This is a genomic window from Mycobacterium malmoense (genome assembly GCF_019645855.1).
GTDB classification, from domain to species: Bacteria; Actinomycetota; Actinomycetes; order Mycobacteriales; family Mycobacteriaceae; genus Mycobacterium; species Mycobacterium malmoense.
Window position 1 is genome coordinate 4,428,162 of sequence record NZ_CP080999.1, and the last position, 13,453, is coordinate 4,441,614.

Annotated in this window: 14 protein-coding genes and 3 pseudogenes; 8 read left to right on the top strand and 9 right to left on the bottom strand. The window is 65.9% G+C overall.

Translation table 11 applies throughout. The features are described 5' to 3' along the window. The first annotated feature begins 22 nt into the window (after positions 1-22). A complete protein-coding gene (locus K3U93_RS20320) occupies positions 23-1,672 on the top strand; it encodes a DNA repair helicase XPB (protein WP_083011980.1) in 1,650 nt (549 codons plus the stop codon). A 126-nt stretch (positions 1,673-1,798) separates the two neighbouring features. On the opposite strand, the gene K3U93_RS20325 is transcribed toward K3U93_RS20320, so the two are convergent. The 4 genes from K3U93_RS20325 to mntA form a co-directional block, all read right to left on the bottom strand. Next, the gene (locus tag K3U93_RS20325) at positions 1,799-2,944 is read right to left on the bottom strand and encodes a thiolase family protein (protein ID WP_083011977.1); all 1,146 of its coding nucleotides are present in this window, start codon (positions 2,942-2,944) and stop codon (positions 1,799-1,801) included. 14 nt (positions 2,945-2,958) lie between these two features. Continuing rightward, a complete protein-coding gene (locus K3U93_RS20330; RefSeq protein ID WP_071509148.1) occupies positions 2,959-3,372 on the bottom strand; it encodes a Zn-ribbon domain-containing OB-fold protein in 414 nt (137 codons plus the stop codon). A gap of 411 nt (positions 3,373-3,783) precedes the next feature. Next, positions 3,784-4,206, bottom strand: coding sequence for a type VII toxin-antitoxin system HepT family RNase toxin (hepT, locus tag K3U93_RS20335; RefSeq protein ID WP_083011975.1), 423 nt, complete (start codon positions 4,204-4,206; stop codon positions 3,784-3,786). Continuing rightward, complete coding sequence (mntA, locus tag K3U93_RS20340; protein WP_083011973.1) at positions 4,196-4,579, bottom strand: type VII toxin-antitoxin system MntA family adenylyltransferase antitoxin; 384 nt, start codon at positions 4,577-4,579, stop codon at positions 4,196-4,198. Before mntA ends, hepT begins: the two co-directional genes overlap by 11 nt. A gap of 549 nt (positions 4,580-5,128) precedes the next feature. Between mntA and K3U93_RS20345 the strand changes: the two genes are divergently transcribed. Together K3U93_RS20345 and K3U93_RS20350 are read left to right on the top strand one after the other, a co-directional pair. Continuing rightward, positions 5,129-5,866: a TVP38/TMEM64 family protein gene (locus K3U93_RS20345; RefSeq protein WP_083011970.1), complete on the top strand. Its 738-nt coding sequence runs from the start codon at positions 5,129-5,131 to the stop codon at positions 5,864-5,866. A gap of 249 nt (positions 5,867-6,115) precedes the next feature. Next, positions 6,116-8,635, top strand: coding sequence for an SEC-C metal-binding domain-containing protein (locus K3U93_RS20350; RefSeq protein ID WP_083012008.1), 2,520 nt, complete (start codon positions 6,116-6,118; stop codon positions 8,633-8,635). Positions 8,636-8,643: 8 nt separating this feature from the next. Here the strand turns inward: K3U93_RS20350 and K3U93_RS20355 are convergent, their stop codons facing one another. Beyond that, positions 8,644-8,925 (bottom strand): hypothetical protein, encoded by a 282-nt coding sequence (locus K3U93_RS20355; RefSeq protein ID WP_139797163.1) that lies wholly within the window; start codon positions 8,923-8,925, stop codon positions 8,644-8,646. Positions 8,926-9,208: 283 nt separating this feature from the next. Between K3U93_RS20355 and K3U93_RS20360 the strand changes: the two genes are divergently transcribed. Next, the gene (locus K3U93_RS20360) at positions 9,209-9,748 is read left to right on the top strand and encodes a DUF6883 domain-containing protein (protein ID WP_139797162.1); all 540 of its coding nucleotides are present in this window, start codon (positions 9,209-9,211) and stop codon (positions 9,746-9,748) included. Positions 9,749-9,759: 11 nt separating this feature from the next. Continuing rightward, positions 9,760-9,981, top strand: coding sequence for a DUF4926 domain-containing protein (locus K3U93_RS20365; protein WP_071508759.1), 222 nt, complete (start codon positions 9,760-9,762; stop codon positions 9,979-9,981). Positions 9,982-10,086: 105 nt separating this feature from the next. Here K3U93_RS20365 and K3U93_RS20370 read toward each other — a convergent pair. Next, positions 10,087-10,331: pseudogene (locus K3U93_RS20370) on the bottom strand (SAM-dependent methyltransferase); the annotation flags it as partial. Between K3U93_RS20370 and K3U93_RS25760 the strand changes: the two are divergent. After that, a pseudogene (locus K3U93_RS25760) lies at positions 10,332-10,526 on the top strand (hypothetical protein); the annotation flags it as partial. A 541-nt stretch (positions 10,527-11,067) separates the two neighbouring features. Here the strand turns inward: K3U93_RS25760 and K3U93_RS20375 are convergent. After that, a pseudogene (locus K3U93_RS20375) lies at positions 11,068-11,532 on the bottom strand (hypothetical protein); the annotation flags it as partial. A 365-nt stretch (positions 11,533-11,897) separates the two neighbouring features. Here K3U93_RS20375 and K3U93_RS20380 point away from each other — a divergent pair. Beyond that, the gene (locus tag K3U93_RS20380; RefSeq protein WP_176220053.1) at positions 11,898-12,185 is read left to right on the top strand and encodes a type II toxin-antitoxin system TacA family antitoxin; all 288 of its coding nucleotides are present in this window, start codon (positions 11,898-11,900) and stop codon (positions 12,183-12,185) included. Positions 12,186-12,437: 252 nt separating this feature from the next. Next, positions 12,438-12,758, top strand: a complete 321-nt coding sequence (locus tag K3U93_RS20385; RefSeq protein WP_083011963.1) for a GNAT family N-acetyltransferase — start codon at positions 12,438-12,440, stop codon at positions 12,756-12,758. Here K3U93_RS20385 and K3U93_RS20390 read toward each other — a convergent pair. Further along, positions 12,745-13,134 (bottom strand): type II toxin-antitoxin system VapC family toxin, encoded by a 390-nt coding sequence (locus tag K3U93_RS20390; protein ID WP_071509157.1) that lies wholly within the window; start codon positions 13,132-13,134, stop codon positions 12,745-12,747. The genes K3U93_RS20385 and K3U93_RS20390 overlap by 14 nt on opposite strands. Continuing rightward, a complete protein-coding gene (locus K3U93_RS20395) occupies positions 13,131-13,388 on the bottom strand; it encodes a type II toxin-antitoxin system Phd/YefM family antitoxin (RefSeq protein ID WP_083011961.1) in 258 nt (85 codons plus the stop codon). The genes K3U93_RS20390 and K3U93_RS20395 overlap by 4 nt, the downstream gene beginning before the upstream one ends. Between the last annotated feature and the right edge of the window lie 65 nt (positions 13,389-13,453).

Here is a 13,453-nt window from a genome sequence, read left to right on the forward strand (position 1 = left end):
CTTGCGGGGGAGGGCGGCGCCATTGACTGACGGGCCGTTGATCGTGCAGTCCGACAAGACGGTGCTGCTGGAAGTGGACCATGAGCTGGCGGGCGCCGCGCGCGCCGCCATCGCGCCGTTCGCCGAGCTGGAACGCGCACCCGAACACGTGCACACCTACCGCATCACGCCGCTGGCGCTGTGGAACGCGCGCGCCGCGGGCCATGACGCCGAACAGGTCGTCGACGCGCTGGTGAGCTATTCGCGCTACGCGGTGCCGCAGCCGCTGCTGGTCGACATCGTCGACACCATGGCCCGCTACGGCCGGCTGCAACTGGTCAAGCACCCGGCGCACGGCCTGACGCTGGTGAGTCTGGATCGCGCGGTGCTCGAGGAAGTGCTGCGCAACAAGAAGATCGCACCGATGCTGGGCGCACGGATCGACGACGACACCGTCGTCGTCCACCCCAGCGAGCGCGGCCGGATCAAGCAGATGCTGCTCAAGATCGGTTGGCCCGCAGATGATCTCGCTGGCTACGTCGACGGCGAGGCGCACCCGATCAGCCTGCGGCAGGACGGCTGGCAGCTGCGCGATTACCAGCAGTTGGCCACGGATTCGTTCTGGTCCGGCGGCTCCGGGGTGGTGGTCCTTCCCTGCGGTGCCGGCAAGACGCTGGTCGGCGCGGCCGCAATGGCGAAAGCCGGTGCGACGACGCTCATTCTGGTCACCAACATCGTCGCCGCCCGGCAATGGAAACGCGAACTGATTGCCCGCACCTCGCTGACCGAGGAGGAGATCGGCGAATACTCCGGAGAGCGCAAGGAAATTCGGCCCGTCACCATCTCGACATACCAGATGATCACCCGCCGAACCAAGGGCGAGTACCGGCACCTGGAGCTTTTCGACAGCCGCGACTGGGGGCTGATCATCTACGACGAGGTGCACTTGTTGCCGGCACCGGTGTTCCGGATGACCGCCGACCTGCAGTCCAAGCGGCGGCTCGGCCTGACCGCCACGCTGATCCGCGAAGACGGCCGCGAGGGCGACGTGTTTTCCCTGATCGGCCCGAAGCGCTACGACGCGCCGTGGAAGGACATCGAGGCGCAGGGCTGGATCGCGCCGGCGGAGTGCGTCGAGGTCCGGGTCACCATGACCGACAACGAACGGATGATGTATGCCACCGCCGAACCCGAAGAGCGCTACCGGGTTTGCTCGACGGCGCATTCAAAAATCGCCGTGGTCAAGTCGGTGTTGGGTCGGCATCCCGGCGAGCAGACCCTGGTGATCGGCGCCTACCTCGATCAGCTCGACGAGCTCGGCGCCGAGTTGGATGCTCCGGTGATCCAGGGGTCGACCCGGACCACGGAGCGGGAAGCGCTTTTCGACGCCTTCCGCCGCGGCGAGGTGCCCACCCTGGTGGTGTCTAAGGTCGCCAACTTCTCCATCGACTTGCCGGAAGCGTCTGTGGCGGTGCAGGTTTCGGGAACATTCGGCTCACGCCAGGAGGAGGCGCAACGGCTGGGCCGGCTGCTGCGGCCCAAGGCCGATGGCGGCGGCGCGGTCTTCTATTCCGTGGTGGCCCGCGACAGCCTGGACGCCGAGTATGCCGCCCACCGGCAGCGATTCCTCGCCGAGCAGGGCTACGGCTATATCATCCGCGACGCCGACGACCTTCTCGGCCCGGCCATTTAGTGTGGCCGCGTGGCGTCGTGCCGCGTGGCGTAGCGCCGAGTGGTGTAGTGCCGCGAGCAGACGCAGAGTCGCACGAATCGCCTTGCGTGAGTGCGACTCTGCGTCTGCTCGCGCGGGGGACTCGCGCTAGGTCGACAGGATCGTCGCCGAGGCCGTGCCGGGCGCGCCATACACCTGCGCCAGGCCGACGCGGGGGTTGCCGGGCACCTGACGCTCGCCCGCCTCGCCGCGCAGCTGGCGCACCAGCTCGTGCATCTGCCGCAGACCCGACGCGCCGATCGGCTCACCGTTGGCGATCAACCCGCCGTCGGTGTTGACGGGCATCGAACCGTGGATCTCGGTGGCCCCGTCGGCGATCAGCTTCTCTTGTTCGCCGTCGGCGCACAGGCCGGTTTCGGCCATGTGGATGACCTCGGCGCCGGCGTCGGTGTCCTGTAGCTGGGCGGCGTCGACGTCCTCGGGGCCGATGCCCGCGGCTTCGTAGGCGGCCTGAGCCGCGTACACCGTCGGCGAGGCGTCCTCGTCCAATGGAGCCGAGGTCGCATGCACCTCGTAGGCGCCGTAACGCCGGGTCCGGATCTCGCAGGCCCGCACATATACCGGCGTGTCGGTGAACTTGTGCGCCAGGTCGGCGCGGCACATGATGACGGCGGCGGCACCCTCGTCGGGCGCACAGAACATGTACTGCGTCAGCGGGTAATTCAGCACCGTCGAATGCAGGATTTCATCCTCGGGAATCGCCTTGCGGCGGAACGCATTCGGGTTCAACGCACCGTTGCGGAAGTTCTTGGCGGCGACCTTCGCCAGGGTAGCCTGGGAGATGTTGTGGTCGTGGATGTACTTGTTGGCCTTCATGCCGAAGAACTTGGTGGTGACGAACTGCCCGTTCTGCGCGTACCACTGCGGCAGCGCCAGCTTGGCGGGGTCGTCGGTGAACGCACCACGCGGGTGCTTGTCCAGGCCGATGGCGATGCCGATGTCGTACTTGCCCAACCGGATGGTGTCAGCGGTCTGCTGAATGGCGCTGGCCGCGGTGGCACAGGCGTTGAACACGTCGGTGAACGGGATGCCGGTCAGCCCGATCAGCCGAGTCACCGCGTCGGGGTTGGACACCTCGTAACTACCACCGAAGCCGAACTGAATGTCCTTCCAGTCCAGGCCGGCATCGCCCAGCGCGGAGTGGATGGCCTCGGCACCCATCTGCATCGCGGTCTTGTCGAACCTGCCGAAAGGATGCAGGCCCACGCCGATGATGGCCACATCGCTCGTCATCTCAGGCTCCTTCCTCAGACCGGCTGGAAAGCGAACGTCATGACCTCGGCGCCGTCGGCGTCGGTGGTAAGCGGCACCATGGTCAGCTCGACCTCCTGACCGAATTCCAGGTTGGCCGGATCGTTTTCGGTCAGCCGGCCCTCGACCCGGATGACGTCGTCGAGCTGGACCAGGCCCACCCCGAACGGTATGAAGTCCTTGCCGGTCGGACCGGCATAAGGAGCTCCGGGCGGGAAACCCTGGGTGGTCCACGCCACCAGGGTTCCGCGGCGCGGCAGCAACAGCTCGGTCATCTCGCCGCCGCTGCACCGCGGGCACCACTGCTGCACCGGGAACGTGGTGGCACCACAGTTGCCGCATCGACTGCCGATCAGCTGCGGGTTCTCGTCGGGCCAGGTCGAAATGTCGGGAGCCAGGGCCTTCTGCATCACACGGTCCTCCGTACTACGACAAGAGAGAATAATCCTGACTAAACGGTACAACAACGTTCAACAAATACAGAAATGCCGTTCTCATTGCCGAGTATGCGGGAAGCGCTGCACCACGTAAACGCCCGGTAAGCCTGGTCAGCTTTACGGTTGTTACTTGACGCGGTTGACGCGCACCGGGAGGAAACCACCGGGCCTCGTTCGAGCGGCAGGATCATGCGATTGGTCTCCCCCGAAGATCCACGATCGGTACAGGAAAGCCAGCGAAACGCGGCTGGATCCGGATGCGTTCGGCGACCCGGAGAACATCGCGGAAGCGATGGCGGCGGCGCTTCCGTTGGGCCGATTCCTTGTGTGATTCCTTGTGTCGAAATCGCCGCGCTGCGATCGCGCCATCAACTTGTCGTCGCATCAAGCCGAGTTTGCCGACAGGAACGCGGTCACCTGCTCGACGAATCGATCCAGATCGCCCAGATCGCCGAGCCTGCGCACCACGATCTCGTCCGACACCTCGACGTACTCGTGCACCAGGACGTTACGGAATCCGACGGCCTTGCGCATGGCGTCCGACACGTCGTCGCTCAATGCGCCATGGCGCCCAAGTACTTTCATAGCGTCGCCGTTGTCGGATGGAGGCCCCCAACCCTGCGCCGCACAGATGTGCTGGGCGATATCCACGCAGGCTTCGATGGCCGTGACGAAACCGTATTTCACCCCCCGCAGCCACATCGGGTCGGCGCGACGCTCTTCACTGGCTGTGGATTCCTGACGCAAAACCCCGAGATCGTCGGTGATCGCCCGCAGCAGCCGGAAAACTCGGATGTCATCGACCACGGCGCAACACCGCTTCGGCGAATTCCCGATGAGCGCGATTCATGCGTGGCAGCTCGTCGAAATAGATCTTGCGTGTCGTCGCCTCCCACACCACACGAACGGCGGCGTCGCGCTCGAAGAGAAGTTTGCCGTGCAGCGCCACACGCCCCGCGAGTTCCAGCGGAGCCCGATTCAACACCACAAGGTCGATGCCGGAAGGCAGGAGAACCTCGAATGACTCCGGGGGCTTTCCGTCAAAATAGGCCGCAATGTCGATATCGGAATCGGGACCGGCCCTACCAGCGGCCCGGCTGCCGTGCAGGTAGGCAAATACCGCGCCGTGACGCTGCAGCACCTGAATTGCTTCCGCGATGCGACGGTCATATTCGTCCACCGGCCGATTGTCGCATCACAACGCTATAGCGGATGCTCCATCGTCGGGTTTGGCCATGCCGCCAGAGTGCGGTTGGCGACGGCCTTACTCGAGAAACGCGTCGGTAGTTGCACTCTCGCGGCTAGCGGCGTTTCGTGCCGCTACGGGGGCTCGCCCCGACACGCGTCATGCCTCGCAGCGAGAGGTGTGACAGGCGCTCAGTCGAGTGCGCACACGACTTGGAATGGCACCCGCCGTTGATCGGGGCGAATTGAAAAGGCATCTCACCGGAGAGGGTACCGACGAACAACCGTGGTTGGTGTCCGTCTCGACTTGACCAAACACGATCGTCCGGTTGCACACTCGCTACGCGACGATGACGCTCTAATCGACTGCGCCGGCCGGCACAACCCACCGGCAGGGTTGACCAGTCGCCGTGGAAATGAGGTCGAAGTCCGCGTCATAGGGCAGGACTGTAAGTCCGTGTTCTTCGCCGCCGCCGACGGGTATTTTTCGACCGCGCCGGCTCCGCTCAGCGGTCCACGGCGGTGCGGAAGAATCGCGGTCAGCATGGTCGACAGCGACGGTTCTCCACCAACATCCCGACGGCGCCACGTCGTGCGGCTCGCCGTGTTCGCCTGCTTCCTGCTCGTGCTGTTCTACCTGGTAGCCGTCGCCCAAGTCATCGATGTCGAGGAGGTGCGGCGAACAGTCTCGGCGACGGGACCGGCGGCGCCGCTGGCCTACGTCGTGGTGTCGGCCGTCCTCGGCGCGTTGTTCGTGCCGGGCCCGATCCTGGCCGCGGGCAGCGGGCTGCTGTTCGGTCCGTTATTCGGCATCTTCGTGACGCTGGGTGCGACGGTGGGCACCGCGATCGTCGCGAGCTTCATCGGCCGTCGGGCCGGCCGGGACAGCGCGCGGGCTCTGCTCGGGACGACACGCGCGAAGCGCATCGACGCACTGATCGAACGACGCGGACTGTGGGCGGTTGTGGGTCAGCGCTTCGTCCCGGGCATATCGGACGCGCTGGCATCTTATGCATTCGGCGCCTTCGGAGTTCCGTTGTGGCAGATGGCCATTGGTGCGTTCATCGGTTCGGTGCCGCGGGCGTTCGTCTATACCGCGCTGGGCGCTTCGATCGGGAATCGGTCATCGCTGTTGGCGTACGCGGCGATCGCGGTGTGGTGCGTCACCGCCATCGTCGGTGCGTTCGCCGCGCGGCGTGGATACCGGAAATGGCGCGGGCATGCAGGCCGTGGCGGGGACGGCGACGTCCCGGATTCACATCACCAAACCAACGCGCGCTGAGGCGGAACGAACTGATTCGGCGACAAGCCAGCCGTCGTCCTCTGCCTACCGGCGACTTCCTTCGTTCGCATGTCGAGTCCGGCGGATCCGCAACAACTATGCCGACAAATCCGCAGCAGATCTTCGGACGGATCACCAGCATGGGTATGGACAAATCGTGGCTCTGGTCAAGGGCTCCGTGTCGGGACCCGACCGGTCGGCTGATGGCGGACCTCGCGACTCGGCTCGCGGCCGCATAGGGTGGTCGCCGTGGCTGAAGCTTTCGACGCGACGGAGACCCTTGCGAGGGTCCTGGTCGAACACGGCCCACTGCACGAAGACGACATCGCGCAACGACTGCGGGAGACCGGTGTGGTCGACCCGGATGACGTACTGGACGAGATACTCGACGAAATGGTTTGTCCGGCAAGGCAGTTGGTTGACGATCGGTGGGTGTGGCTGCCGGCCGTGCTGGCCGGGCGGGTGTTCACGCACCAACTCAGCGCAGACGACGCCGCCCACGACGCGCTTACCGTGACCCCGGATCTGGACCCGATCACCGCACTCTGCGAGTACGAGCAGTACCAGCTACTCGCCGATGGGTCGCCGGTACGGGCGGTGCTGGCCGGGTTCGACGATGAACTGCTCGAGCAACGGGGCATCCCGCCCGAGGCGATCGACCCGCTCGGGGCGCTGCTCCTCGAACCGGGCACCCTGGAAGCGTTGGGCACGGCCGAGGGGGATCTCGTCGGGGTGCGGCTGACCGAGCAAGGACTCGTGGTCGAGCGGGTAACAGCCCTGGCGCATCCCGCCGCGGGTGCCCGGCTGGCCGCGACGCTCGATGCCGACGAGCCCGTATACATCGACGCGGCCGTGTGGACGGCGTGCGCCGAGGACCCGGAGCTGTTCACCGAGCCGCTGCCGCCCCTGGGCGAGATCATCGACGACTACGGTCTGGCACGTCGCGGCGAATGGCTCGCACCCGCCGGATTCGACTTCGACCGTTGGCATTTCGAGAGCCGGTGCGCAACGCTGGCCGAGCAATACGACCTCGACCCCGACGACGCGTTCGTGCTGTACACGCTGATCAAGCTCTACGACCAGGTGTCCCTGCTGGTCGAGGCCGTCGACGCGGACGAGGCGCCCGGGGATGCGTTGGCCGCGGACGTGCTCGATCTCTTCGGTGAGCTCGGGGCCGCGCTCGCCGACCCGCGACTGGCTGAGCTGCTCGTGGCCGAGACGGTCGGCGGCGGCCGAGACGGTGCCGCCGCGCTGAGCCTGTTCACCGAGGTGCTGGAGCCGAAGGTGCCGCGCGCGGCGCAGGTGGCGTGCCGCTGGCTGCGCGCGGTGGCGCTGGAACGGATCGGCGACATCGACGCGGCCGAACGCGAGTTCCTCGCGGCCGAGTCGATGGATCCGGATTGGCCGTTGCCGTTGTTGGACCTGGCCCGTATCGCCTCCGATCGCGGCGACGCCGAGCGCGGGTTGGCGTTGCTGCGCCGCGCCGACGTCGAGCCGGACCACCCGCTGGTGGAGCTGCTGGAGCGGTATCGGACCGCGCCGCGCCGTGACCTTGGCCGAAATCAGCTGTGCTGGTGTGGATCTGGCCGGAAGTACAAGAAATGTCATCTGGGGCGAGAGCAGCCGCCGCTGGCCGAGCGGGCAAGCTGGCTGTACGCGAAGGCCATCCAGCACGTGCTGCTGGACGGATGGAACGACCAGCTGTTCGAGGTGGGCTACGAACGCTGCCGCTACGTCGACGCTACTTCCGATGCGCTGGCGGCGGCGCTGGACGATCCGCTGGTGTTGGACGCGGTGCTATTCGAGGGCGGTGCGTTCGAGGAGTTCCTGCAGATGCGCGGGTCGCTGCTGCCCGACGACGAACGGCTGCTGGCCGAACAATGGCTGCTGGTGCAGCGGTCGGTGTTCGAGGTCGAACAGGTGCAGCCCGGTCAGGGCATCACCGTGCGCGACCTGCGCACCGGCGACACCCATGAGGTGCGGGAGCGGACGGCCAGCCGTCAGCTGAAGCCCGGGCATCTGGTCTGCGCACGCGTGGTGTCCGCGGGGGACACGATGCAATTTTTCGGCGGACTGGAACCGGTCGCGCTGCACGAGCGCGATCCGTTGATCGACCTGCTCGACGCGGAACCCGACCCCGTGGCGCTGGTGACGCAGTTGAGCCGCCGGCTCGCGCCGCCGGCGCCGGTCAACACCGAGGGCGACCCGCTCGCGATCTGCGAGGCCACCGTGTGCGTCGGCGACCCGGCGGGGATTGAGGCCGCGCTCGATGACGCCTACGACCGGGTCGACGGCGAGGAGCCGCCGCGCTGGCTCGAATACATCACCACCCAGGGCATGCGGCGGATTCGCGCCACCCTGGTTCTCGACGGCGACACCCTGCGGGCGGAAGCCAACAGCGAGGAGCGCATGGACCGCGTGCTGGCCACGCTGGAGCGGCTCGACCCCGCGATGGAGGTGCTCGACGACGTCCGCCAACCGATGCGCGATGCCCGCGAAGCCGCCGAGCAGCTGCCTATCACCGACGAGGACGCGCTCGAGCCCGACGACCCCGAACTGGCCGCGTTTCTCGAGGAATTCATCCGCGACTACGAAACCAAGTGGCTCGACAAACCCCTCCCCGCGCTCGACGGCCGCACCCCACGCCAGGCCGCCGGCGACCCAACCCGCCGCGGCGACCTGGTCAAGCTCCTGGACAGCTTCCCCATCGGTGCGGCCGCGCGCGGCGGCATGGACGTCGACCGGCTGCGCGTCGCGCTCGGGCTGTAGCGCCACGCTCACGTCGGGGCCGTCGCGCCGATCTCGGCCGCGAACTCGCGAAAGCCGTTGTGGCCGAGTAGCTTTCGCAGGCACTGCGGAAGGCAGTCGCTGCCGGGGAGGTCGCTGCGGCACGCCTTGTCGTGGTCAACACTGTCGACGACGAAGCGGCGGCGTTTTACGATCGATACGGTTTCGTCCGAGTTCCCGAGCATCCGCTTCGGCTCTATAGGCGTATCAAAGACGTTCGCGCCAGCCTTGATTCGTCCGCCGACGGGTGAGCAGCGAACCCGCCCGGCCATACCGGCCGATCAGCTCTTGCAGCTGACAGTGCCCGACCATGGGCCGCGCAAATCGCCGCAGTGCTAAACGTTGCGCCACTCAGCCACGGGTCGGGCGTCGGAGTATCATGGGAGCGCAGCGTGCTCATCGTTATTGATCACTCCAGCGGTTCGCGCCAGATGGTGCGCTGAGCGTCGGCTTCCTGGTTGTCGGACTGGTGGTCTTGCCCGGGAGTTCGTCGGGCGCTGTTCGCTGGGGCGCCGAGACTGCGGTGGTTGCGGCCGCCAAGGCGAAAAGCCCGCCGTGACCGCAGGCTCGATGCCACCAGCGCAGACTCGACGCCAGCGGCGTCTGGTAACAACCCCCGACGAACGTACGGACCAGACCACCAGCGCCGAACATCCGATCATTGTCGAACGTCGAAGATCCACGTATCGGTGTGTCTTCTGCTTCGTCAATGGCGGTCGTTCTAGTTTGGCGGTGAATGGTTCCCATCCCGAAGGCCGTAGGTGCATCGTGATCCGATGGAGCGAAGCTCGCATCGACGAGCGCAAGATTATCGACTACCTGCTCGCGATGGCCCATCCCGTGGGAGGTGCAAAGGCCGTGTTGTTCATGTCCCTTGGATATCGGAGCCACGAATGGACTCGCCTCCGCGATGATCTGGCACATATCGCCCAGAATGGTGAGCTCGTCGAGGTCGGCGCGACAGCCTATGGTTCCAAAATGATTGTCGACGGCGTCGTGGAATCACCATGCGGCCGGATGGTGGCGTTGCGTACCGTATGGATCAGCGATGAACCCGATGGCGTGCCGCGACTGGTGACAGCCTACCCAAGCTGAGGAGTAGACCGATGTATGCAGAACACGATGTAGTCGTACTGACGCGCGACCTTCCCGAGGAAGGCCTTGTCGCTGGAGATGTCGGTGCCGTTGTGGGCCGCTACGCGGCGGGCGGCTACGAAGTCGAATTCACTGCCGCAGACGGAAGCACGATTGCCGTGGTCACTTTAGCCAGCGACGATATACGGCCACGGCGGCGGCGTGAGATCCTGCACGTGCGCGAAGTCGCATAGCAACCCATGCTCGCAGCATTCGACCTCGCCGAACTCTTGACATCCGGGAGCGCTAGGTCAGCCTGAATTTCCCTGACAACAGGCGAAAGCGGCACAAATTCCTCGCTACGACCCCGCCCGCTGGGCGGCCACGAACAAGTTCCCCGGCACGGTGTCCTCGACCTCTTTGGCCGCGCTGCGGCCATAGCCGGCCATCAGCTCGAGTGACGGCGTCACCGTCATGTCCCAGCCGTGGCGACGGAACCAATCACCGAGTCTTCGCGCTCCTCGAAATACCACAGCTCGTCGGTCCTGGGAACCTCTCGGTCCGGGTCCAATTCGGCCGTCAGCGTGCGAATCCGATCCATCCGGAATTCGTCCGCGATTACGAAACCAAGTGGCTCGACAAACCCCTCCCCGCGCTCGACGGCCGCACCCCACGCCAGGCCGCCGGCGACCCAACCCGCCGCGGCGACCTGGTCAAGCTCCTGGACAGCTTCCCCATCGGTGCGGCCGCGCGCGGCGGCATGGACGTCGACCGGCTGCGCGTCGCGCTCGGTCTGTAGCGTCGCGGGGCGTTCACTCCGGGGCCGTCGCGCCGATCTCGGCCGCAAACTCGCGGAATCCGTTGTGGCCTGGTAGCTTTCGCAGATACTGCGCGGTGAGGTCGCGAGCGGCGTCGGTGTTGCCGCGTCGGTGCGCGACCCGCGCGGAAAGCAATGTCTGCTCCGGACCGCCCAGTGCGGAGTGGTTGGTGATCCTGTCGAGCAGACCGCCCTCGGTGTCCGCGAGGTTTTCCAGCAGCAGACCGTGCCATTCCGCCAGCGCGCCGGCTCGCTCCTGCCCGGTATCGCGGTAACGCCGTACGCGGCGTGTCGACGCGCCGGATTCGTCCAGCGCCCGCACGTACTGCTCGGCGAAACCTTCCCACGTGTCCGCAACGCGCAGCATCCGCGCCAGTACCACGGCGAGCGAAGTCTCCTTCGCCGCGATCGAGCCCTCGCCGTAGCGCGTCCAGCCGTACCTGGACTCCCACCGGATCAGTTGCGGCGCAGCGGTTTCGGCGAACACCTGAAAACCGTGGCGCTGCCATGTCCACGCCCACAAGGCGGCGGCCGCATCGGACACGACGAAGCCCGCCGCCGCCACCGGATCTTCGGAGCGGAAGTAGTTATAACCGCCGACTTCGCACGCGAGGTCGATCAGTAGCTCCAGGGCGGACGCCGCCGGTCCGGCGTCCTCGGCACGCAGCGCGTCCTGGGCTCCGATGGCAAGGCGCTTGAAGGTGAAGCGCCAGCGCGACCGCTCGCGTGGCGACACCCTCCGGTCGCCGCCCAGGTACGCGCCGGATCGCGCCAGCGCCACGAAGTCGTCGACCTCGTCGCGCACCGTCTCCGGGTCCGGCGGCGCCTTCGCCGAACGCTTGGAGCGTGCATGCCCGTCGCCCGCAAGCTCGACCTCGATGCGCTCCCGCACGTTCGCCGTGCCGCGCCAGTACAGGTTCCAGAGCACCTTGCGCAGCCGATCGTCGTCGAGCCCCGACATCGCGCGGAAGAACTGCTCGCGGTCCATTCGCTTTGCCGCCACGAAGGCGATTATCTCCCGCTCTCATCGGATTTCAGCATCGGATCCGCATCCCCATTGTGGGATTGTGGGCATAACCCCACGCGTTCCTGAAGCGATCACCCAAAACCCTTCGAAAGTCCCATGGGTCTAAGTTCTTCAGAGTTATGTCCAGCTCGCCAGCCGTCTGACGTCGACACGAAACTACGGTCACATTCCATGCCAGCTGGGCAAGATCATCACCTCGCCGCCCTGGCCAGAAGGGCCTACCACACCCACACGCCATCCACGCAGCTGTACCGCGACAGTCACCGTGCGCCCACGGTGGATGCTGGCATCAGTATCACCGTCCGAACAGTCACTATGCTCGACTGGTGAGCGATCGTGCTATCAAACCCCGACGTCATCGGCTGGAGGTCCGCGTTACCCCAGAGCAGGACACGCTCATCCGTCATGCGGCCGACCTCGAGGACACCACAGTGACGGCATTCGTGCTCGACACCGTCACCTCGCGGGCGAAGCGGGTAGTGAAGCAACACCACGATTTGGTGTTATCTGACCGGGCGTTCGACCGATTCATCGCCGAGCTCGACAAGCCGGCCCAGCCCGTGCCAGAGCTGGTCGACCTGTTCAAGAACAACCCGAAGCTTCGCGAGGTGTGAGCCGCGCCCCGCGACGCCGGCTCGAAAGGCTCAATGCCCACCACGATGTCAGCACCTTCGACTGGGGAAACGAGGTGCTCGACCAGTGGCTTCGCCGCCACGCACTGGCAGCACAACGCATGGACTCGGTGCGGACGTTCGTCGTCACTCGAAGTGGACGCGTCGTCGGCTACTTCAGCCTGACCATGGGCTCAGTACTTCGAGCCGAGGCTCCTGCAAAGCTCGTTCGCGGCATGCCGGCGTATCCGGTGCATGGTGTTGCTGACCGGGCTGGCAGTCGACCGGTCAGAGCAGGGAAAGGGCGTTGGCGCAACCCTTCTCGCCGAGGCACTGCGGAAGGCAGTCGCGGCCGGGGAGGTCGCTGCGGCACGCCTTGTCGTGGTCGACGCTGTCGACGAAGAAGCGGCGGCGTTTTACGAGCGATACGGTTTGATCCGAGTTCCCGAGCATCCGCTCCGGCTCTATAGGCGTATCAAAGACGTTCGTGCCAGCTTTGATTCGTCCGACGTCGACGTGCCGACCAAGGAAGTGGGCGCCGGGCTGGGGCTCACCTGTCGCATCAGATTGTTATGACCTCAACGCCTGGCATCGCAGAGTAGTCGCTGCCCTGGGTCACGATCGGAATGCCATGCGCCATGGCAGTTGCCGCAATCCAACTGTCGTTGATCGGTGCTCGCAGGTTGGCGGCGCGCTTGGATACCAGCAATGCCCACGCTTCGGAGACCGTCTCGTCGATGCTCAGTGGTTCGAACCGCTGAGCAAGCTGGTATGTGGAGAGCCGGCGTGCGGCGGTGTCCGGGTCACTGGCTTGCAGGACACCCAGCCGCAGCTCACCCAGTGTGATCACCGAGACGCCCCACTCGTGTTCGGTAAATCGGTCGTCGTCGAATCGTGCCGCCTCGATCCCGATGAAGATGGACGTGTCGGCGAGGGCCCGCCGAACCATCACCACGACACGTCGTCCGTGGTCCGTGTCAGCGTCTCCCGTAGTTCCTCGCTGAGGTTGGTGGTATCGGGACCCAGGCGCATGAGTTCGCCGATTACCTCCGCTGCCGGTAGCCATTGGCGGCGCCGTGTGAGTGGGACTATGCGCGCCACAGGACGGTTGTCCTTGAGCACCTCGATCTCCTCGCCTGCCGCAACTCGCCGCAGCACCTCAGCGGTGCGGTTACGGAGATCGCGGGCGGGTATCGTAGCAGCCATGCTACGAGTGTAGCGGATACTGGGCGTTATTTGACGAGGACGGCAGCCCATCGCCAGTCGGCGCT

Coding starts and splice junctions, on each gene's coding strand:
- K3U93_RS20325 (WP_083011977.1), bottom strand. CDS start 2,944: ATGACGAGCGATGTGGCCATCATCGGCGTGGGCCTGCATCCTTTCGGC.
- K3U93_RS20365 (WP_071508759.1), top strand. CDS start 9,760: ATGTATGCAGAACACGATGTAGTCGTACTGACGCGCGACCTTCCCGAG.
- K3U93_RS20355 (WP_139797163.1), bottom strand. CDS start 8,925: ATGGCCGGGCGGGTTCGCTGCTCACCCGTCGGCGGACGAATCAAGGCT.
- K3U93_RS20395 (WP_083011961.1), bottom strand. CDS start 13,388: ATGGCTGCTACGATACCCGCCCGCGATCTCCGTAACCGCACCGCTGAG.
- K3U93_RS20385 (WP_083011963.1), top strand. CDS start 12,438: ATGGTGTTGCTGACCGGGCTGGCAGTCGACCGGTCAGAGCAGGGAAAG.
- K3U93_RS20345 (WP_083011970.1), top strand. CDS start 5,129: ATGGTCGACAGCGACGGTTCTCCACCAACATCCCGACGGCGCCACGTC.
- K3U93_RS20330 (WP_071509148.1), bottom strand. CDS start 3,372: ATGCAGAAGGCCCTGGCTCCCGACATTTCGACCTGGCCCGACGAGAAC.